The organism is Microbacterium resistens NBRC 103078, from assembly GCF_001552355.1.
GTDB lineage: Bacteria > Actinomycetota > Actinomycetes > Actinomycetales > Microbacteriaceae > Microbacterium > Microbacterium resistens.
On the sequence record NZ_BCRA01000077.1, the window covers coordinates 1 to 20,270 of the forward strand.

Sequence of the window (20,270 nt, forward strand, 5' to 3'; positions counted from 1 at the left end):
GGCGGAGGCCGCGGACGCGGTCCCGGCGGCGGTACCGCCGGCGCGTTCGGCAAGGGCGGCGGCAAGAGCAAGCAGCGCAAGTCGCGGCGGGCGAAGCGGCAAGAGTTCGAGATGCGGTCGGCGCCGGTCGTCGGCGGCGTCAACGTCTCCAAGGGCAACGGCGAGACGATCCGTCTGCGCCGCGGCGCGTCCATCGCGGACTTCGCGGACAAGCTCGAGGCGCTGAACGGGTACACCGTGCAGCCGGGGACGCTCGTCACGATCCTCTTCAACCTCGGCGAGATGGCCACGGCGACGGAGTCGCTGGACGAGGCCACCTTCGAGGTTCTCGGCGCCGAACTGGGCTACAAGATCCAGATGGTCTCGCCCGAGGACGAGGACAAGGAGCTCCTCGAGGGCTTCGGTCTGGACCTCGAGGCGGAGCTGGAGGCGGAGAGCGAGGACGACCTCGAGATCCGTCCTCCCGTGGTCACCGTCATGGGCCACGTCGACCACGGTAAGACGCGACTGCTCGACGCGATCCGGCAGACCAACGTCATCGAGGGCGAAGCCGGCGGCATCACGCAGCACATCGGTGCGTACCAGGTGTGGACGGAGCACGAGGGCAACGAGCGTGCGATCACCTTCATCGACACCCCGGGTCACGAGGCGTTCACCGCCATGCGTGCCCGCGGTGCGCAGGTGACCGACCTCGCGATCCTCGTGGTGGCCGCCGACGACGGCATCATGCCGCAGACGGTGGAGGCGCTGAACCACGCCCAGGCGGCGGACGTGCCGATCGTGGTCGCGGTCAACAAGGTCGACAAGCCCGAGGCGAATCCGGCCAAGGTGCGCCAGCAGCTCACCGAGTACGGCCTGGTCGCCGAGGAGTACGGCGGCGACGTCATGTTCGTCGACGTGTCCGCGCGCGCGGGCACCGGCATCCAGGAGCTCCTGGACGCCGTGCTGCTCACGGCCGACGCGGGGCTGGACCTCACGGCCAACCCGAACAAGGCGGCGCGCGGTGTCGCGATCGAGGCGAAGCTCGACAAGGGGCGCGGCTCGGTGGCCACGGTGCTCATCCAGTCCGGAACGCTGCGCGTCGGCGACGCGATCGTCGCGGGCACGGCCTACGGCCGCGTGCGGGCGATGCTGGACGAGAACGGGGAGACGGTCGAGGAGGCCGCTCCGTCCCGTCCGGTCCAGGTGCAGGGCCTGAACTCGGTGCCTCGTGCCGGTGACATCTTCATCGTCACCGAAGAGGACCGCATGGCCCGGCAGATCGCGGAGAAGCGGGAGGCCGTCGAGCGCAACGCCCTGCTGGCCAAGGCCCGCAAGCGCATCTCGCTCGAGGACTTCACCCGTGCTCTCGAGGAGGGCAAGGTCGAGACGCTCAACCTCATCATCAAGGGTGACGTGTCCGGTGCCGTCGAGGCGCTGGAGGAGTCGCTCCTCAAGATCGAGGTCGACGATTCGGTCCAGCTGCGGATCATCCACCGCGGCGTCGGCGCGATCACCGAGTCGGATGTGAACCTGGCGACGATCGACAACGCGATCATCGTGGGCTTCAACGTCCGCCCCGACACCAAGGCTCGCGAGGCCGCGTCCCGCGAGGGCGTGGACGTGCGGTTCTACTCGGTGATCTACTCGGCGATCGAGGAGATCGAGAACTCGCTGAAGGGCATGCTCAAGCCCGAGTTCGAAGAGGTCCAGTCGGGCGTCGCCGAGATCCGCGAGGTGTTCCGCTCCTCCAAGTTCGGGAACATCGCCGGTGTCATCGTCCGCTCGGGCACGATCACGCGCAACGCCAAGGCGCGCGTCATCCGCGACGGTGTCGTCATCGCCGATGGCCTCGCCATCGAGTCGCTGCGCCGCTTCAAGGACGACGTCACCGAGGTCCGCACGGACTTCGAGGCGGGTATCGGCCTCGGCAAGTACAACGACATCCAGGTCGGCGACGAGATCGAGACCACCGAGATGGTGGAGAAGCCGCGAGGCTGATCCGACGGCAGGTCGTTGGGCGAGCGAAGCGAGACGAGACGCTTTCAGGTCATCTGAGGGCGTTTCGTCTCGCTCCTTCGCTCCTCGCTCGACGACCGCGGTGGCACAGGGCAGGAGAGAACGATGGCCGGAGAACGACAGGCACGACTCGCGGATCGGATCCGCGTGATCCTCGCCGAGCGGTTGGAGAAGGGGCTGCGCGACCCGCGTCTGGGATTCGTCACGATCACGGACGTCCGGGTCTCGGGCGATCTTCAGCACGCCTCGGTGTTCTACACCGTCCTCGGCAGCGAGGAGGAGCGGATCGCCAGCGGTGCGGCCCTCGCCTCGGCGACGGGGCTGCTGCGCAAGGAGGTCGGCCGCCAGCTCAACATCCGTCTGGTGCCGACGCTGGAGTTCATCCCCGATGCTCTGCCGGAGTCCGCGGATCACATCTCGGATCTGCTCCGTCAGGCCCGTGAGCGTGATGCCGAGGTGGCGGAGCTCGCGTCCTCGGCGCGGCATGCGGGGGACGCCGATCCATATCGCGTGGACGACGACCGCGACGACGTCTGAGTCGATCACGATGCCGCCCGCCCTTCGGGGTGGGCGGCATCGTCGTTCCAGACCACCATCTGGCATGCCGTCATCGTGGAGAGCTGCGGGGTCGCGTTCCGACGCTGTTCGTCCACAGGCGTTCCCCCGATTATCTGGCATGCATTGTTAGAATGGGCTCGCGAACGACGGCGTGAGCGAGGAGCGGATGGGGACGGGTCTTGCGGGTTCGCCGCGCGCGGTGCGGGCGGCGGTGACAGATGCCACCGGCGTGCCTTGTCCCGCCGACGTCGAGCGGATCCTGGTCGTCCTGAACGCGCGCGGGGTGCACGCGGTGCCCAGAGTGGTGGCGCGGCTTCGGGCGCAGCTGCAGGACGATGACCGAGCACTCGTGGAGGTCGCCGGTCGGCTCACCCATGCGGAAGCGACCGGTCGGCGACCGTTGCCGCACCCGCTGCCCCTGACGCCCGCGCTCGCGGAGCCCTTCGCGAGGGAGACGTGGAGCCCCGAGGAGCGGAGCGCGCTCCTCCTGGCCGCGCTCAGTGCGGACGACCGCCTCTCGGTGCTGCTGCGAGCCGGGGGATGCCGCGCGGATCGGGTGCTCGGGAGTCGCCTGAGCAGAGACCTCTGCATCTCCGCGGGGCGTTTCGCGTTCGCCGACGAGCGCCTGAGGGCATGGGTACTCGGCTCGGCGGACCACGCCGAGCGCCTCGCGGCCCATGACCGGTTGGCAGCCGCGTACGCCGCCGTCGGCGAGCGCGGTCGCGCACAGTGGCACCGCGCGTGCGCGAGGGCGACCGGAGACCCGCGCCTCGTCCCCGACCTGCTGACGCTCGCCGCGGACGCCCTCGCCGACGGGGATGCGGAGTGGGCGTTCCTCGTCGCCAGGGAGGCGGCGGGACACGCGGCGCCCGCCGATGTCGCTTCCTGCCGGCTGCTCGCGGGGAGAGCCGCGCTGGCCGCGGGGTGGGCCGAGGAGGCGTCCCGGTGGCTCTCGCCGCTCCTCGACGACCCCGCGATCGCCCTGGACGCTCTGCCTGAGCACCTCGCCGCGACGGCCTTCCTGCACGGAGCCGTGCCGGAGATCGAGCTGGCGGAGTACCGACCCGCGGAAGACGGTGCCGAGCGGTGGCGCACGTGGAGCCGGGCCGCGGCGGTGGGCGCCGCGCTGAGCGCGGAGCGTGGCGAACGAGCGCGGTCTCGACGGTTGCTCGCGCTCACCAGGGACCCGACGGCGCTGGCGATCGTCGGCGGGACGATCAGAGACGCAGCCGCGGCGTGGTGCGCCCTCTACGAGCGCGAGCGGGACGAGGAGGCGCCGTCTGCGGACACGCTTCGCGCTGCCCTGTACCGGGCTCTCGCGGGGGATCCCGAGGGGGGACTGTTCCTGCTCGCACCGGGCAATCCATGGCCGCGTGCAGACGCGCTCTGGGACGGCCTCGAGCGGGGCCCTGTCGCCGAGGCGTACCGGATCGTCGCCGTGGCACTGCTGCGTTTCTGGCGCGGGGAGGTGCGGACGGCCGCCGAGCTGTTGCGCGCTTCCTGCGGGGTCCTGCCGGTCGAGATCCCCTTCGCCGGCCTCGGCGTGACGCTGCTGCGACGGCTCGAGCTCGCCGTCGACGGCCGTACAGGACCGCTCTCGCAGGCGCTTGCAGCCGGCCTCGCCCCGGGAACCGGCCCGGACGGTCTGGTCGAGCGCGGCGTCGCCGCCTACCTCGCCGGTCGCAGCGACGAGGCGGCCACTCACCTCCGGCTCTGGTCGGAGCGCGGGGCGTCCTCTCCCTGCCTGGCGGTCCCCGGGCTGGACGAGGTCGGGCCGCTCACCGTCGACGCCGCGGTCGAGCCTCCGGACGCGGCGCATGCGCGGCACCTGCGTGCGGTCGTCCGCACGCTCGTCGACGGCGGATCAGCCGTCGATTACGCGGGCGCCGCCGATGCCGGTCGCCGCGTCCGCTCACCGTTCGAACGCGGACGGATCGAGGCTCTGCTCGGAGCCGCGAACGCCGCGCGCGGGGAGCGCTCGGCCGGTCTGCGGCACCTCCGTGCCGCCCGCACTCTGTTCGCCGAGGCCGGCGCAGACGCCTGGGCGGCGTCGGTCACGACGCGGCTCGCACGCCTGGGTGCGGAGGAACCCGCTCCGCGGCGCCTCCCCGAGGGCTCCGGCATCGATCTCGCGCCGGTGGATCCGCTCGGGACCTGTCGCACCGTCTGGGAGCCTCTGCTGACCGAGCGTGAGCTGGAGGTGGCGATGCGGGTGGCCGAGGGATCGACGAACCGCGAGATCGCCGCGTCGCTGGGCCTGTCGGTGCGGACGGTGGAGGTCCATGTCGGACGCTTGTTCGCCAAGTTCGGCGTGCGCTCCCGGTCCGAGCTCACCGCGCTGGCGCACCGGACGAATCAGCACGGCTGAGCGCCGCGCGCGACTCAGTGCGGGAGTCTCAGCCCCGCGTCATCGGCTTCGACGAGCCCGTCGGCGATCAGGGAGTCGATGGCCCGGTCTCGCTGTGCGGGGTCCGGCCAGTCCGCGAGGACCGCGTCCGCGGGGAGACGGTGCTCCGGAGCGTGGCGTAGCGCCCTCAGAGCGGCGCCGCGAGCCTGGCGGTCCGAGCCCTCGTAGCGCGCCTGCCGGCGTCGCCGGTCCTCGCCCTGCGGGTACCCGGCCCCTCGCCAGGCGCACTCATCGGCCAGGGGGCAGGAGCCGCAGTCGGTCGAGCGGGCCCCGCAGACCGTTGCTCCGAGCTCCATCATCGCCGCGTTCACGACGGCCGCGGCTTCGCGGTCGTCCGGGAGCATGCGCCGCATGTCCTCCAGATCCCCTCGCGAGGGCGGGCCGGGCTGAGCGCGTCCGTGCCGCACGCGGGCGAGGACGCGCCGGGTGTTCGTGTCCACGACCGGGTGGCGGTCGCCGTACGCGAAGACCGCGACCGCCCGCGCCGTGTAGTCGCCGATCCCCGGCAGCGCGAGAAGGGCCTCCACCTCTCGCGGGGCCGTCCCCCCGTGCTCGGCCGCGATGACGCCGGCCGCGCGATGCAGCCAGAGCGCCCGCCGGGGGTATCCGAGGTTCGCCCACTGATGCACGACCTCCGCCGGGGTGGCCGTCGCGAGGGCGTCCGGGGCGGGCCAGCGGTCGAGCCAGGCCGCGAGATGGGGGATGACCCGGCTCACGGGCGTCTGCTGGAGCATGAATTCGCTGACCAGGACGCCCCACGCGCCGTAGCGCTCGAGGAACTCCGGCCGCCGCCAGGGCAGATCCCTGGCATGGCGGCGGTACCAGTCGCCGAGGAGGGAGGCGGTCCGCTCCGCCTCGGCAGGGGCGGTGGCACCGGCGGAGGACATCCCTCCACGATAACCCGGGCCGCGGGCGCCGCCCCGGCGGGAGGGAAGCACACGCGCGGATAGGGTGGAGAGGTGACCGCCCCCGGAATCCTCCTCGTCGACAAGCCCGGTGGGCTGACCAGCCACGACGTCGTGGCGCGGGCGCGCCGGGCGCTGGGCACGCGGAAGATCGGCCATGCCGGGACCCTCGATCCCATGGCCACCGGGCTCCTGGTCCTCGGCGTGGAGGGGGCGACGCGCCTGCTCACGTTCATCGTGGGAGCCGACAAGACCTACACCGCCACGATCCGCCTGGGCGCGCACTCGACGACCGACGACGCCGAGGGCGAGATCACGGACCCGGCCACGCCCGCCGCGCTCGCCGCTGTCGACGACGCGCGGATCGCCGCCGGTGTGCAGGCGCTTACCGGGCCCATCACGCAGGTGCCGAGCGCGGTGTCGGCGATCAAGGTCGACGGGCGTCGGGCGTATGACCGGGTCCGTGCGGGGGAGGAGGTCGAGCTCGCCGCCCGCGACGTGACCGTCTCCCGATTCGACGTGCACGACATCCGCCGCGACGAGGAGGGCATCGAGATCGACGTGATCGTGGACTGCTCCTCCGGGACCTACATCCGCGCCCTCGCCCGCGATCTGGGCAGGGGGCTGGGCGTCGGCGGGTATCTGACCGCGCTGCGCCGCACGCGGGTGGGGCCGTTCGACGTCGCCGAGGCGGGCGGGATCGACGAGCTGGCCGTGCACCCTCGACTGTCCGCTGCCGTCGCGGCGGCTCGCGTCCTTCCACGGCTCGACGTCTCGGCGGACGAGGCGCGCGATCTGCGTCACGGAAAACGCCTGGTCGGGCAGCGGGAGAGGATCCCCGGCGCGCGCGCCGCGGCCATCGACCCTGCGGGATCGCTCGTGGGGATCGTGGAGCCGCGCGGCGCGGACCTGAAGAGCACGATGAACATGCCGGAACCGGGCGGTGTCGCCGCGGCGGAGGGAGAACGCGCATGATCATCGGGTTCACCATCGCCCAGCTCGCGGTGGCGATCGGCGGCGGTCTGCTGTGCCTCGGCCTGGGGTTCGCCGGGCGTCGTCCCAGCGATCTCTCCGTCGGCGCGCTGGCCCTGCTGGAGCTGCTGCTGGTCGCGCAGGTGGTCGTGGCGATCGTCGCGCCGTTCGTGGGCAACCCGCCGCTGGGCAACGCGCTGGAGTACTGGGTGTATCTCGTCTCCGCGGTCCTGCTGCCGATCGGCGGCGTCCTCTGGGCCCTCCTCGAACGCAGCCGCTGGAGCACCGTGATCATGGGCGTGGTCGCCCTGTCCCTCGCCGTCATGATCTGGCGCATGCAGGTGATCTGGACCACGCCGTTCCCCGGGGTCTGACGCCGCGATCCCTCCGGTCAGCGGCGCGGAGGCGCGGATCGCCGATCCTCCCGCACCGTAGGATGGAAGGCGATATGAGCACCGTCTCGACCCGCCCCGACACGCCCCCGACCCGCCGCATGCGCGGCGTCGGACGCGTCCTCGTCATCGTCTACGCCGTGATGGCCCTGGCCTCGACCGGCCGGTCCTTCGTGCAGATCGTGCAGCGGTTCGACGAGGCCCCGCTCGCCTATGCGCTGTCCGCCGCGGCCGCGGTGGTCTACATCGTCGCGACGCTCGCGCTGATCCTCGCCGGGCGCCCCGGCTGGTACACGGTGGCGTGGGTGGCGATCGTCTTCGAGATGACCGGCGTCCTCGTCGTCGGCGCGCTGAGCCTCCTCGTGCCGGAGATCTTCCAGCACCAGACGGTCTGGTCGCAGTTCGGGCTCGGCTACCTCCTCGTGCCGTTGTTCCTCCCGATCCTCGGGATGTGGTGGTTGCGCACGCACCGCCCGTCCGCGCACGCGGGGGAGGAGCGGGCGTGATCGTCTTCCGCGACCCGTCCGAGATCCCGGCGGACTTCGGCCGCACGGTCGTCGCGATCGGGAAGTTCGACGGCGTCCACGCCGGCCATCGCGCCGTCATCGAACGCGCCCGCGCGGACGCGCAGGCGTTGGGGGCGCGGACCGTCGCCGTCACGTTCGACCGCAACCCGCTCAGCATCCTTCGTCCGGATCGCTGCCCCGACAGCCTCGTGACCGTGGAGCGCAAGCTCGAGCTCCTGGCCGAGTGCGGGCTGGACGCGACCCTCGTCCTCACGTTCGACGAGCAGCTCGCGGCGAGGGAGGCCACCGACTTCGTGCGGTCGATCCTCGTCGACGCGCTGCACGCGGCCGTCATCCTCGTGGGCCGCGACTTCCGGTTCGGCCACCGCGGGGCCGGGACGCCGGAACTGTTGCGCGAGCTGGGCGCGGAGTCCGGCTTCACGGTGGACCTCGTCGAGGACGTGTTCCTGGAAGGCTTCGACCGACGGGTGTCGTCCACCTGGATCCGTGAGCTGCTCGCCGCCGGCGACGTGTCGTTGGCGGCCGCCGTCCTCGGTCGTCCGGTGACGGTCCGCGGCGAGGTCGTGCACGGGCTCAAGCGGGGGCGGGAGCTCGGCTTCCCGACCGCCAACCTCGAGCCGGCCCTGGACGCGCTCGCTCCTGCCGACGGGGTATACGCCGGGTGGCTGGAGGACCGCACCACGGGTCTGCGCCATCCTGCGGCGATCTCCGTCGGCACCAACCCGACGTTCGACGACGTGCCGCAGCGGCAGGTCGAGGCGCACGTGCTCGACCAGGACGACCTGGACCTCTACGGACACGACGCGGTGGTCGAGTTCACCCAGCGGCTGCGGGGGATGACCGCCTTCACCGGCATCGAGCAGCTCAAGGAGAGCATCGCCGCGGACGTCGTGCAGGCACGACGACTTCTCCTGGGTGACGCGGGGCGGTGATGCGCTGCGGCGTCGGGGCGTTCCGATGTCGTAGACTTGTCCGCGGAGCCTCCGCGGTCCCTGCGCCACGTTTTCCGGTGCATCGATCGGGAGCGTCGGTCCGACGCGGTTCGCGTGTGCGGATCCGTGCGCGAGAGGACTCCGCCGCCCGCACTGTCCTGGCGTGAGCCGCATGCGGGGCATCCGTACGTTCGCCATCCGGCGAAGATGGCATCCACGCTCAGGAGGAGCATGCCGACCACGGCGACCGCCACTCGGCGGAAGAAGACGTCGCGTCGAGACGACGACGCACCCCTCATCCCGATCCTCGCGCGCAAGGTGCGCGAGATCGAGGCCAAGGCACAGCGGGGCAAGCTCGGTCCGACCAACCGGGTGAAGTTCCAGGTCATCGCCTTCCTCGTGCGAGAGGAGCGCGCCCGGGTGAAGGCGCAGGAGGACATCGCCGACGCCGCGCGCGCCGAGCTCCTCAAGCGCCTGGACGGCGTCGCGACGATCCTCGCGAAGACGGCCGCGCGGGACACGTCCCTCATCCAGCTGCTGGAAGCCGACCAAGCCACGAGCCCGGTCGCCAAGCGGATGCGGCGCGACTGGCTGCTGGAATCGGGTGCGGAGCTGCCGCCGGAGGAACTCGTCATCACCGACGTGGCTCCGGTCCAGGCACCCGTCGTGCCTGCGGCTCTGGCCGAGCGTCAGGTGACGCCGCCGTCGGTGGAGTCCCGCCTGATGGCCAACCCCTTCCTCGCCCCGGATCTGACGCCGCGACCGACGACGACCCCGCGGCGACGTCTCGACGGCTGGGAGCTGATGGGGCCGCTGTACAAGGCGTTCGAGACCGGCGCCGGAGGGCAGGCGGCCTCCATGGAGCTGCCCCCGGTTCCGGAGTACGACCACATCTCTCCCAAGGGGCTCGAGGTCATGGTCCACCAGGCGCGGTTCCTGGAGGCCGTCCGGGCCGGGCACCGCTCCTTCCTCCTCGCCGACGAGCCCGGCCTCGGCAAGACCGCCCAGTCGGTGCTCGCCGCGTCCGTCGCGAACGCCTACCCGCTGCTCGTGGTCGTCCCGAACGTCGTCAAGATGAACTGGGCGCGCGAGGTCGAGCGCTGGACGCCCCGGCGCCGCGCAACGGTCATCCAGGGGGACGGGCAGGACATCGACGCGTTCGCCGACGTCTTCATCGTCAACTACGAGATCCTCGACCGCCACCTGTCGTGGCTCGGAGCGATCGGCCTGCGCGGCATGGTGGTGGACGAGGCGCACTTCATCAAGAACCTCTCGTCCCAGCGGTCGCAGAACGTGCTGGCGCTCGCCTCGCGGGTGCGGGAGACGACGCCCGGGGGCGCGCCCCTGCTCATGGCGCTCACGGGGACGCCGCTCATCAACGACGTCGAGGACTTCGACGCGATCTGGCGCTTCCTCGGCTGGACCACGGGCGACAAGCCCGCCCCGCCGCTCATGGAGAAGCTCGACGAAACCGGGCTCACCCCCGCGGACAAGGCCTTCTACCCGGAAGCGCGCGACGCGGTGATCTCGATGGGGATCGTGCGGCGCAAGAAGATCGACGTCGCGGCGGACCTGCCCGACAAGCTCATCGCGGACCTTCCCGTCCAGCTCGACGACGAGTACGGCCGCAGCATCCGCGAGGCGGAGCGCGAGCTGGGCGAGCGGCTCGCGGCGCGCTACCGCCGCATCCTCGAGGCGCGCGGCGAGCGGGGCATGGGCGGCACCCTCGAAGCGGGGGAGATCGACGACGACATCGTGCGCCTGGTCGCTCAGAACGAGCTCGAGGAATCGAAGGCCGCGGGCACCGGCGGGGACAACGTCTTCACGATGGTGCGCCGGATCGGCCAGGCGAAGGCTCTGCTGGCCGCCGACTACGCGGCCCAGCTGCAGCGGTCCGTCGGCAAGGTCGTGTTCTTCGCGAAGCACATCGACGTCATGGACCAGGCCGAGGCGCACTTCGCCGCCGCAGGCATCCGGGCCGTCTCGATCCGCGGCGACCAGTCGACGCCCGCCCGCCAGCAGGCGATCGACGACTTCAACGCCGATCCGGAGGTGGGGATCGCGGTGTGCTCGCTGACCGCCGCGGGCGTCGGCGTCAACCTCCAGGCCGCGTCCAACGTGGTGCTCGCCGAGCTGAGCTGGACGGCCGCGGAGCAGACGCAGGCGATCGACCGCGTGCACCGCATCGGTCAGGACGAGCCGGTCACCGCATGGCGCATCCTCGCGGCGCACACGATCGACACGAAGATCGCGGAGCTCATCGATCAGAAGCAGGGCCTGGCGGCCCGCGCGCTCGACGGCGAGGCCGTGGACGCGGCGGCGAGCGAGTCCGTGCAACTGGCAGCCCTCATGCATCTCGTCCGGGAGGCCCTCGGCGGCGAGTGACGGCATCCGGCATCGGAAGGCCTCGGCACCTCGTGCCGGGGCCTTCCGGTCGTTTCGGCTCAAGAAGTCGCATTCCTTCCCGTCATTTCGGACCGTGAGCAGCCAACCGCGGCAAGAACGGGAGAATCGCGGAGAAGCGGCGTCAAGAAGTCCGGTTTTCGGCACCGTCGAATGGCGCCGGCTGGCCCGCGACGCTAGGGTCGGGAGAGGCAACGGCGCCGATCCCCCCACCCGAACACCCGAAGGCGGCAGCATGAAGATCGGCATCCTCACCAGCGGCGGCGACTGCCCCGGCCTGAACGCGGTCATCCGCGGCATCGTGCTCAAGGGGACGACCACCTACGACCTGGAGTTCGTCGGCATCCGCGACGGATGGCGCGGAGTGGTCGACGGCGATGTCTTCCCTCTGACCCGGCACGAGGTGAAGGGGCTCTCCAAGGTGGGCGGCACGATCCTCGGCACCAGCCGCACGAACCCGTACGACGGTGAGCGCGGCGGCCCCGAGAACATCTCGCGCACGCTCGCGAAGCACGGCATCGACGGCATCGTCGCGATCGGCGGCGAGGGCACGCTCGCCGCGGCGAACCGCCTCTCCGGTGACGGCATCCAGGTGCTCGGCGTGCCGAAGACGATCGACAACGACCTGCGCGCGACCGACTACTCCTTCGGATTCGACACGGCGGTGAACATCGCCACGGATGCGATGGATCGCCTCCGTACCACGGGGGACTCCCACCAGCGGTGCATGGTCGCGGAGGTGATGGGCCGTCACGTCGGGTGGATCGCCCTGCACGCGGGCATGGCTGCCGGGGCGCACGTGATCTGCATCCCCGAGGTGCCGATGTCCATGGAGGAGATCTGCGCCCTCGTCACCAGCGCGCAGGACCGCGGCCGGGCGCCGCTCGTCGTCGTGTCCGAGGGCTTCACGCTGAAGGGCATGGAGCACGCCTACAGCGACAAGGGCCTCGATGCGTTCAACCGCCCGCGTCTGGGCGGGATCAGCGAGATCCTCGCGCCAGAGATCGAGCGGATCACCGGGATCGAGACGCGTTCCACGGTGCTCGGGCACATCCAGCGCGGGGGATCGCCCTCGGCCTTCGACCGGGTCCTGGCGACCCGTCTGGGCCTGCATGCGGCCGACGCCATCGTCGATGAGGCGTGGGGCCAGATGGTCGCGCTGCGCGGGACGGACATCGTCCGCGTGCCGTTCGCCGAGGCCCTCGGCGAGCTCAACACCGTGCCCCTCAGCCGCTACGAGGAGGCCGCCGCCCTCTTCGGCTGACCCTCGTGCTGTCCCGCCGTCCCCCGGCCCCGATTCAGGCAAACGCGCGGGGTCAGGCGACGACGGCGTTCACCTGCCTGTTCTCGCGCGTCTGCCTGTTCTGGCGTGGGGCGCTGGCCACGGCGTGGGTTCAGGCGGTCGCGCGGGGTCAGGCGGTGTTTTCGCGCGTCTGCCTGTTTTGGCGCGTCTGCCTGATCTCGCGGGCTCAGGCGCGGTGAAGGCCCTGCGCGATCGCGGTGAGCACCGTCGCCTGCACCTCGTGTCCGCGGTGCTGCACCTGGTGCGGATCGAAGCGCAGCACGGTGTAGCCCCTGAGCGCCAGCCGTGCGTCGGCGCGGATGTCCCGACGACGTTCTCGCGCCGTGCTGTGGTGGGCGAAGCCGTCGACCTGGATGCCCAGTCGCTCGCCGATCAGCCCGTCCAGCGGGTGACCATCGATCCAGACCTGTTGCCGGACGGCCACTCCGACCTCGCGCATCAGGGCGACGAACGAGGACTCGGGGCCGGAATCGGACCGCGAGCCGACGAGTCCTGCGAGATCCGTGGCGGCACGCGTTCGCCACCTGACCCGCTCCAGGACGTCGACGTCCACTCGGTCGCGCCGGATCGCGGACTCCCAGATCGCCAAGGCATCCTCGCGGGGAAGACACGACGCCACGTGGAAGAGGACGTTCAGGATCGGCTCTTCATGTGCGCGCGGAGGCACCGGGACAGGTCCTTGCGCGCAATGCACGCGCAGTCCGGACGGATCGAACCTGGAAGCCGTGCGCGGAAGCGCGACGTGCACGTCGTGCGACGCCACATCCCACAGCCCGAGGAGCGAGGCAGCGGTGACGCATGTGACGCGTCCGCCGGCGGCCGCCGCGACGACCCGCCGGCCATCGCAGTCCGGGGTCACCAGCCAGGAGCGGCGGACGCGGCGCAACTCGTCGCGGGCCACCTCCTCGCGCACCCGGTGGTCGGTGAACCCGGCGGCGCGCAGCGTCGACGAGTGAACGGCGCCGCCGCGGCGGCGGACCCAGTCGGTGGCAGTCGAGGTCGGCATCCGTCGATCGTCCCGAGCGTGCGTCGTCCTCGGGCCGGCGCGACGTGATCTGTGGAGGAACGGCGGCAACCCGCGGCCGTGCAGGGCGAATGAGGGGGACGCCGGATCAGGCGAACACGCGGATTCAGGCAGGGCGCGCCCAGGGATGCCTGAATCCGTGCGATCGCCTGAATCGGCGTTCGAGGCCTGGGGCGCACTTCACGCCGCTCGGCGCCCCGCAGGGCGGATCACCGGGCGCGAGGCGCGCGCCGCCGGAGGCGCCGCATCCCGTGGGTCAGGCGACGCCGAGGCGGTCGAGGATCCAGGCCAGCTCGAACGCGCGCTCGCGCCAGGCGTTGTAGCGCCCGCTGACGCCGCCGTGGCCGGCGACCATCTCGCACTTGAGCAGCGCGTCCGTCGCTCCGGCGTCGCGCAGCCGCGCCACCCACTTCACCGGCTCGACGTAGAGCACCCGCGTGTCGTTCAACGACGTCACGGCGAGGATGGGCGGGTAGACGACCCCGTCGCGCACGTTCTCGTACGGCGTGTACGACTTCATGTACGCGTACACCTCCGGATCGTGCAGCGGATCGCCCCACTCGTCCCACTCGATCACGGTCAGCGGCAGGGACGGGTCGAGGATCGTGGTCAGCGCGTCGACGAAGGGGACGGAGGCGAGGATCCCCCCGAACAGCTCCGGCGCGAGGTTCGCCACCGCGCCCATCAGCAGACCGCCGGCGCTGCCGCCCTCGGCGACCAGGCGGCCGGGCGAGGTGATGCCGGCGTCGACGAGGTGACGCGCGACCGCGACGAAGTCCGTGAACGTGTTGCGCTTGTTGCCGAGCTTGCCGTCCTCGTACCACTGGCGGCCGAGCTCGCCCCCGCCCCGCACGTGCGCCACGGCGAACACCACGCCACGGTCGAGCTCGGACAGGCGCATGGCGGAGAAGCCCGGGTCGATCGAGTGCTCGTACGAGCCGTAGCCGTAGAGGTGGACGGGACGGTCGCCGACCGCGTCCGGACCGACGGGGGATCCGGCCGAGCGCTTCCAGACGAGGGAGATCGGCACGCGGGTCCCATCCTCGGCGGTCGCCCAGTCGCGGGCCTGGGCGTACTCGGCCGGGTCGTAGCCGCCGAGGACCGGCTGGCGCTTGCGGAGGTGGAGCTCACGCGTGGCGAGGTCGAGGTCGTACACCGTGGAGGGGGTGACGAAGGACGAGTACCCGAGGCGCAGCGTCGGCGCGGCCCACTCCGGGTTGCCGCCGAGCCCCGCCGAGTACAGCGGCTCGGCGAACTCGAGCTCGTCCAGCGCACCGCTGCCGACGTCCAGCAGCGCGATGCGGCTGGTCCCCTCGCGGCGGTACTCCACCGCCGTCACGTCGCGGAAGCAGTCGACGTCCTCCAGCCGGCGACCCGGGGTGTGCGGGATGAGCACCCGTCGCGCGCCCTGAGGGTCATCGGGGGAGACGGCGACGAGCTCGAAGTCCAGCGCGCCGTCGTTGTGCAGCACGAGCAGCTCGTCCCGTCCGTCGACGACGGCGTGGTCGATCGAGTACTCGACGCCCTCGCGCCGCGGCCAGACCACCCGCGGGGCAGCGGTGAGGTCGTCCACGTCCAGGAGGTATTCCTCGCTGGTGATGTTGGAACCGAGCCCGATGACGAGGAAGCGGCGGCTGCGCGTGATGCCCGCACCCAGCCAGAAGCGCTCATCCGGCTCGTGGAACAGGCGCACGTCCTCGGTCACGTCCGTTCCGATCCGGTGCAGCCACAGGGTGTCCGGGCGCCAAGAGTCGTCCACGGTCGTGTAGACGATGCCGGTGCCGTCGGGCGTGAAGAACGCCCCGGACGTACCGGGGATCTCGTCCGCCAGCCTCTCGCCCGAGACGAGGTCGCGCACCCGGACGGTGTAGCGCTCGTCTCCCTCGAAGTCCGTGGACCAGAGCAGGCGCGTGGCGTCGTCCGAGACGTCGAAGGCGCCGAGGGAGAAGAAGTCGTGCCCTTCGGCCTCCGCGTTGCCGTCGAGCAGGATCTCCTCGCCGGGCACGGGGATCTGCGGGTCCAGCACGGGCGGGACCCAGTCGCCGTCGTCCGCGATCCGGGCGCGGCACTGCAGCCCGTACTGCTGGCCTTCGACCGTGCGGCCGTAGTACCACCAGTCGCCGCGACGCGTGGGCACGGACAGATCGGTCTCCTGCACGCGGCCTTTGATCTCGGCGAAGAGGGTCTCGCGCAGCGGTGCGAGGTGCGCGGTGCGCTCTTCGGTGTACGCGTTCTCCGCCTCCAGGTGGGCGATCACCTCCGGATCGTCCTTCGCGCGGAGCCACTCGTACGGGTCCTCGACCACGTCGCCGTGGTGGGTTCGGGTGTGCGCGCGGCGGGCGGCGCGAGGGGGTTCCGGGCGGGTGACGGCGTCGACGGAGTTCACCCGTCCACGCTATCCGACCACCGGGCGCGCGGGCGCGCGGTCGAGTTGACCGCCGCGGGGCTCGGTGGGATCATTTCCCCGGGCCCGTTAACGGATGCTGAACCCACGGTGAACTCTTCGTTCGTCACGCCGATCTCGTCGGCAACCCTGCAACTGACGCGACTACTCAACGAAAGAGAACGGTGGAAACCGCAGCCCTCATCGTCGTGCTGGTGATCCTGCTGGCACTCTTCTTCGACTTCACCAACGGGTTCCACGACACCGCGAATGCGATGGCCACCCCGATCGCGACGGGGGCGCTCAAGCCGAAGACGGCCGTCCTGCTCGCGGCGTGTCTGAACCTCGTCGGTGCGTTCCTCTCCACCGAGGTCTCGCAGACCGTGTCGCACGGGATCATCAACGAGGAGAGCATCAGCGGGCAGGCGGAGATCTTCCTGCCGATGATCTTCGCCGGGCTCATCGGCGCGATCACCTGGAACATGCTCACCTGGCTGCTGGGTCTGCCGTCCAGTTCGTCGCATGCTCTGTTCGGCGGGCTCATCGGCGCGACCGTGGTGGGTGTCGGGTTCGCCGGCATCAACTTCGGCGCGGTGCTGTCCAAGGTGATCCTCCCGGCACTGATCGCGCCGGTCACGGCCGGGCTGATCGCCTTCGCCGCGACGAAGGTCGCCTACGGGATCACCCGCCGGTACGACGGCAGGCCGGACGGACGCTCCGGCTTCCGCTGGGGGCAGATCTTCACCTCGTCGATGGTGGCGCTCGCGCACGGCACCAACGACGCGCAGAAGACCATGGGCGTGATCACGCTCGCGCTCATCACCGTCGGCTGGCAGAGCTCGTCCCAGGCGGACCCGCACCTCTGGGTGATCGTCGCCTGCGCGGTGACCATCGCCCTCGGCACGTATCTCGGCGGATGGCGCATCATCCGCACGCTCGGCAAGGGGCTGACGGAGGTCAAGCCCGCGCAGGGCTTCGCCGCGGAGAGCTCCACCGCGGCGACGATCCTGGCCTCCAGCGCCTTCGGGTTCGCGCTGTCCACGACACAGGTGGCGTCCGGCTCGGTCATCGGCTCCGGACTCGGGCGCCGTGGCTCGACGGTCCGCTGGGCGACGGCGGGACGCATCGCGATCGGGTGGCTGCTCACCCTTCCCGCGGCCGGGGCGGTCGGCGCGGTCGCGGCCGTCATCGTGGTGTGGCTGGGGACGGCGGGCGTCATCGTGGACGCGATCCTCGCGCTCGTGGTGATCGTCGGTCTCTACCTCCGCTCCCGCAAGAACGCGGTGACGCATGCCAACGCGATGAGCGATGTGGCGGAGTCGGGCCTCGCCGTGGAGCTCCCCGAGAACCCCGGGCCGACCCGGCGGACCACCCGGATCGAGCTCGCACGGGCGCAGGCGCGCGCCGAGCGCAAGGCCGCAGAGGCGGAGAAGGCGGCGAAGCGCGCCAAGAAGCTCGAGAAGTCGGTCGGCAAGGGGCCGGAGGTGAAGGCGGCGCGCAAGGCTGCGGAGCGCGCGGCGCGCAAGCTCGCCGAGGCCGAGGTCGCCGCACAGGAGTGGGAGCGGCTCGGCGCGAGCCGCCGGGCCCGCGCGGAGCTGGCCGAATGGGACGGCACGACCGAAGGGGAGGAGAAGCGATGAGCGTCGAGATCGACTGGTCGGCCTTCGTCAGCGTGTTCCTCGCCGCCCTCGTCGGGGCGGTCGCGATCGTCGGCTTCTATGCGCTCGGGCTGCGTCTGCTCGTGCGTGCCGGCAAGGTCCCCGTCGTCACGCCCGCCGAGTTCACGGATGCGATCGCGGTCGTGTCGGAGAAGGAGATCCGTCGCGCGGCCAAGCAGGCGGAGAAGGCGGCGCGCAAGAGCCCGCTGACCGAGGGGCAGAAGCGTCTCGCCCTGGTGGCCGCGTACGTCTGCTTCACGTTGTGCGCGCTCGCCGTGATCGCGGGGATCGTCCTCATCGTCCGCGGGTGACGATAGCCTGACGGCATGTCCACGGGAGAGTCCGCGGCAGTGCGGTTCGGCCGCTACGCCCCTCCGACGCACACCCTGATCCACGTCAGCGATCCCCACCTCCTCGCCGGCGGGGCGCGGCTCGGGGATCGCTTCGACGTCGACGCCACCCTCGCGCGCACGTTGGCCGCGATCGAGCGGGTCGAGGCCCGCCCCGACGCGATCGTCGTGACCGGCGACCTCGCCGACCTGGGCGAGCCGGACGCGTACCGGCGGCTGCGCGCCGCGGTCGAGCCGGTGGCGGAGCGGCTGAACGCGCCGGTGGTCTGGGTGGCGGGGAACCACGACGAGCGGCCGGAGCTCCGCGCGCATCTGCTCGACGCGGAGCCGACGGAGGAGCCGGTCACCGGCGTCTGGGACCTCGGCGGCCTTCGTCTCGTCGCCGTGGACACGAGCGTTCCCGGATGGCACCACGGCGACATCGACCCGGAGCAGCTCGCGTGGCTGGCCGACGTGCTGCGGGAGCCGGCGCCGCACGGCACGCTCCTGGCCATGCACCACCCGCCGGTCCCGAGCCACCTGCCGTTCTTCGACATCCTGGAGCTGCGCCATCAGGAGGAGCTCGCCGCGGTGCTGGCCGGCACCGACGTGCGCGGGATCCTCGCCGGGCACCTGCACTACTCGCTCAGCGGGACGTTCGCCGGAATCCCGGTGAGCGTCGCGTCCGCGACCTGCTACACGATGGACGTCGCCCTGCCGGCGCCGGAGGTCAACGGACGGGACGCGGCGCAGGCGTTCCAGCTCGTGCACGTGCGCCCGGAGACGATCACGCACACCGTCGTGCCGGTCGTCGAGGCGGAGACGGTGGACGCGTTCAGTGCGGAGTGGGTCGCGCGCATGGCGGCGCTGAGCCCCGAGGCGCGGCTGGAGGCGTTCTCGCGGAAGCCGGAGCGCTGAGCGCACGACGATAGACTGGTCGCATCCCCCTTCCTCCCGTTCGTCACCACCCACAAGGATGTGTCCATGGCCGCTGACGCGCCTGCCCTGACCCGCACTGAGACCGACTCCCTCGGCAGCAAGGAGATCCCCGCCGACGCGTACTGGGGGATCCACACGCTCCGTGCGGAGGAGAACTTCCCGATCACGAAGCGCCCGATCTCGGTGTACCCCGACCTGATCCGCGCCCTGGCCATGGTGAAGCAGGCCAGTGCGCGGGCGAACAAGGAGATCGGTGTGCTCGACGCCGATCGCGCGGACCTCATCGACGCCGCCGCGCAGCGCGTCATCGACGGCGAGTTCCACGACCAGTTCGTGGTCGGTGTGATCCAGGGCGGCGCGGGGACGTCGACCAACATGAACGCCAACGAGGTGATCACCAACATCGCCCTCGAGATGGCCGGCCGGGAGAAGGGCGACTACGACTTCCTGTCGCCCATCGACCACACCAACCGCAGCCAGTCGACGAACGACGTGTACCCGACGGCCGTCAAGATCGGGCTCTCCCTCAACCTCGTGGCGCTGCTGGACGAGCTCGACCTGCTGCGCCGGTCCTTCCTCTCGAAGGCCGCCGAGTTCCACGACGTGCTCAAGGTCGGGCGCACGCAGCTCCAGGACGCGGTGCCGATGACCCTGGGGCAGGAGTTCCACGGGTTCGCGACGACCCTCGGGTACGACCACACGCGTCTGACCGAGAACGCGTCGCTCCTGTTCGAGATCAACATGGGCGCCACGGCGATCGGCACCGGCATCACCACCCACCCCGCCTATGCGGCCGCGGTGCTGCGCCACCTGCGGGAGATCTCGGGCCTCGACCTGGTGACCGCCGACGACCTCGTCGAGGCGACGAGCGACACCGGCTCCTTCATGTCGTTCTCCGCATCCCTCAAGCGCAACGCGATCAAGCTCTCCAAGATCTGCAACGACCTCCGTCTGCTCTCCTCCGGTCCGCAGGCCGGGCTCGGCGAGATCAACCTCCCGGCGATGCAGGCCGGATCCAGCATCATGCCGGGCAAGGTCAACCCGGTGATCCCCGAGGTCGTGAACCAGGTCGCCTTCGCCGTCGCCGGCGCGGACATGACGGTCACGATGGCGGTCGAGGGCGGTCAGCTCCAGCTGAACGCGTTCGAGCCGGTGATTGCGCACTCGATCTTCCAGTCGATCACGTGGATGCGTCAGGCGATGTGGACCCTGCGGGTCAACTGCGTGGACGGCATCACGGCGAACCGGGATCGGCTCGGCGCGATGGTGGGATCGTCGGTCGGGGTCATCACCGCGCTGACGCCCTTCATCGGCTACGCCGCCTCGGCGGCGCTCGCGAAGACCGCCCTGCTCACGCACCGCAGCGTCGCCGACCTCGTGGTCGAGGCCGGTCTGATGTCGCGCGAGGACGTCACGAAGCAGCTCTCGCCCGCCCGCCTGTCGGGGCTGGAGACCGTCACCGCCGCGATCCCGGTCATCGCGGCCGAGGACCTCGCGGACGACTGATCCCCGAGCACGCAGAACGCCCCGCCGGACTCGG

General features: G+C 71.3%; 16 protein-coding genes. 13 read left to right on the top strand and 3 right to left on the bottom strand.

The window, feature by feature from the left end; all coding sequences use genetic code 11:
* From infB to MR1_RS13195, 3 genes are all read left to right on the top strand, one after another.
* A partial coding sequence (gene infB, locus MR1_RS13185) for a translation initiation factor IF-2 (protein ID WP_067247619.1) occupies positions 1–1,980 on the top strand: 1,980 nt, incomplete at its 5' end.
* A gap of 123 nt (positions 1,981–2,103) precedes the next feature.
* Positions 2,104–2,535 (top strand): 30S ribosome-binding factor RbfA, encoded by a 432-nt coding sequence (gene rbfA / locus MR1_RS13190; RefSeq protein ID WP_067247622.1) that lies wholly within the window; start codon positions 2,104–2,106, stop codon positions 2,533–2,535.
* Positions 2,536–2,722: 187 nt separating this feature from the next.
* Positions 2,723–4,924: a helix-turn-helix domain-containing protein gene (locus MR1_RS13195; protein ID WP_067247625.1), complete on the top strand. Its 2,202-nt coding sequence runs from the start codon at positions 2,723–2,725 to the stop codon at positions 4,922–4,924.
* 14 nt (positions 4,925–4,938) lie between these two features.
* Here the strand turns inward: MR1_RS13195 and MR1_RS13200 are convergent, their stop codons facing one another.
* Positions 4,939–5,850, bottom strand: coding sequence for an HhH-GPD family protein (locus MR1_RS13200; protein ID WP_067247628.1), 912 nt, complete (start codon positions 5,848–5,850; stop codon positions 4,939–4,941).
* A gap of 72 nt (positions 5,851–5,922) precedes the next feature.
* On the opposite strand from MR1_RS13200, the gene truB reads away from it, so the two are divergent.
* From truB to MR1_RS13230, 6 genes are all read left to right on the top strand, one after another.
* Positions 5,923–6,843: a tRNA pseudouridine(55) synthase TruB gene (gene truB / locus MR1_RS13205; protein WP_067247631.1), complete on the top strand. Its 921-nt coding sequence runs from the start codon at positions 5,923–5,925 to the stop codon at positions 6,841–6,843.
* Positions 6,840–7,214, top strand: a complete 375-nt coding sequence (locus MR1_RS13210) for a hypothetical protein (RefSeq protein ID WP_067247634.1) — start codon at positions 6,840–6,842, stop codon at positions 7,212–7,214. Before truB ends, MR1_RS13210 begins: the two co-directional genes overlap by 4 nt.
* 119 nt (positions 7,215–7,333) lie before the next feature.
* Entirely contained in the window at positions 7,334–7,738 is a 405-nt protein-coding gene (locus tag MR1_RS13215; RefSeq protein ID WP_174522544.1) for a hypothetical protein, read from the top strand.
* Entirely contained in the window at positions 7,735–8,691 is a 957-nt protein-coding gene (locus MR1_RS13220) for a bifunctional riboflavin kinase/FAD synthetase (RefSeq protein ID WP_067247640.1), read from the top strand. The genes MR1_RS13215 and MR1_RS13220 overlap by 4 nt, the downstream gene beginning before the upstream one ends.
* A gap of 231 nt (positions 8,692–8,922) precedes the next feature.
* Positions 8,923–11,076 carry a DEAD/DEAH box helicase gene (locus MR1_RS13225; RefSeq protein ID WP_067247643.1) on the top strand — a complete coding sequence of 718 codons (2,154 nt, stop codon included), beginning with the start codon at positions 8,923–8,925 and terminating at the stop codon, positions 11,074–11,076.
* A 253-nt stretch (positions 11,077–11,329) separates the two neighbouring features.
* Positions 11,330–12,358, top strand: coding sequence for a 6-phosphofructokinase (locus tag MR1_RS13230; RefSeq protein ID WP_067247646.1), 1,029 nt, complete (start codon positions 11,330–11,332; stop codon positions 12,356–12,358).
* 205 nt (positions 12,359–12,563) lie between these two features.
* On the opposite strand, the gene MR1_RS13240 is transcribed toward MR1_RS13230, so the two are convergent.
* Together MR1_RS13240 and MR1_RS13245 are read right to left on the bottom strand one after the other, a co-directional pair.
* Positions 12,564–13,403 carry a DUF559 domain-containing protein gene (locus MR1_RS13240; RefSeq protein ID WP_067247652.1) on the bottom strand — a complete coding sequence of 280 codons (840 nt, stop codon included), beginning with the start codon at positions 13,401–13,403 and terminating at the stop codon, positions 12,564–12,566.
* Positions 13,404–13,677: 274 nt separating this feature from the next.
* Positions 13,678–15,807 (bottom strand): S9 family peptidase, encoded by a 2,130-nt coding sequence (locus MR1_RS13245; RefSeq protein ID WP_067247655.1) that lies wholly within the window; start codon positions 15,805–15,807, stop codon positions 13,678–13,680.
* Between the two features lie 182 nt (positions 15,808–15,989).
* Here MR1_RS13245 and MR1_RS13250 point away from each other — a divergent pair, with 182 nt between their 5' ends.
* The 4 genes from MR1_RS13250 to MR1_RS13265 all read left to right on the top strand — a co-directional run bounded on the left by MR1_RS13250 (position 15,990) and on the right by MR1_RS13265 (position 20,236).
* Entirely contained in the window at positions 15,990–17,444 is a 1,455-nt protein-coding gene (locus tag MR1_RS13250) for an inorganic phosphate transporter (protein WP_084344651.1), read from the top strand.
* Entirely contained in the window at positions 17,441–17,773 is a 333-nt protein-coding gene (locus MR1_RS13255) for a peptidase (protein ID WP_067247657.1), read from the top strand. Before MR1_RS13250 ends, MR1_RS13255 begins: the two co-directional genes overlap by 4 nt.
* A 15-nt stretch (positions 17,774–17,788) precedes the next feature.
* Entirely contained in the window at positions 17,789–18,709 is a 921-nt protein-coding gene (locus MR1_RS13260; RefSeq protein WP_067247660.1) for a phosphodiesterase, read from the top strand.
* 66 nt (positions 18,710–18,775) lie between these two features.
* Positions 18,776–20,236, top strand: a complete 1,461-nt coding sequence (locus tag MR1_RS13265) for an aspartate ammonia-lyase (RefSeq protein WP_067247663.1) — start codon at positions 18,776–18,778, stop codon at positions 20,234–20,236.
* The last annotated feature ends 34 nt before the right edge of the window (positions 20,237–20,270 follow it).

What these genes read in the sequence shown, in the direction of transcription:
- rbfA (WP_067247622.1), top strand. Translation starts at nt 2,104, where the DNA reads ATGGCCGGAGAACGACAGGCACGACTCGCGGATCGGATCCGCGTGATC.
- MR1_RS13195 (WP_067247625.1), top strand. Translation starts at nt 2,723, where the DNA reads ATGGGGACGGGTCTTGCGGGTTCGCCGCGCGCGGTGCGGGCGGCGGTG.
- MR1_RS13200 (WP_067247628.1), bottom strand. Translation starts at nt 5,850, where the DNA reads ATGTCCTCCGCCGGTGCCACCGCCCCTGCCGAGGCGGAGCGGACCGCC.
- MR1_RS13210 (WP_067247634.1), top strand. Translation starts at nt 6,840, where the DNA reads ATGATCATCGGGTTCACCATCGCCCAGCTCGCGGTGGCGATCGGCGGC.
- MR1_RS13215 (WP_174522544.1), top strand. Translation starts at nt 7,334, where the DNA reads ATGCGCGGCGTCGGACGCGTCCTCGTCATCGTCTACGCCGTGATGGCC.
- MR1_RS13225 (WP_067247643.1), top strand. Translation starts at nt 8,923, where the DNA reads ATGCCGACCACGGCGACCGCCACTCGGCGGAAGAAGACGTCGCGTCGA.
- MR1_RS13230 (WP_067247646.1), top strand. Translation starts at nt 11,330, where the DNA reads ATGAAGATCGGCATCCTCACCAGCGGCGGCGACTGCCCCGGCCTGAAC.
- MR1_RS13240 (WP_067247652.1), bottom strand. Translation starts at nt 13,403, where the DNA reads ATGCCGACCTCGACTGCCACCGACTGGGTCCGCCGCCGCGGCGGCGCC.
- MR1_RS13255 (WP_067247657.1), top strand. Translation starts at nt 17,441, where the DNA reads ATGAGCGTCGAGATCGACTGGTCGGCCTTCGTCAGCGTGTTCCTCGCC.
- MR1_RS13260 (WP_067247660.1), top strand. Translation starts at nt 17,789, where the DNA reads ATGTCCACGGGAGAGTCCGCGGCAGTGCGGTTCGGCCGCTACGCCCCT.
- MR1_RS13265 (WP_067247663.1), top strand. Translation starts at nt 18,776, where the DNA reads ATGGCCGCTGACGCGCCTGCCCTGACCCGCACTGAGACCGACTCCCTC.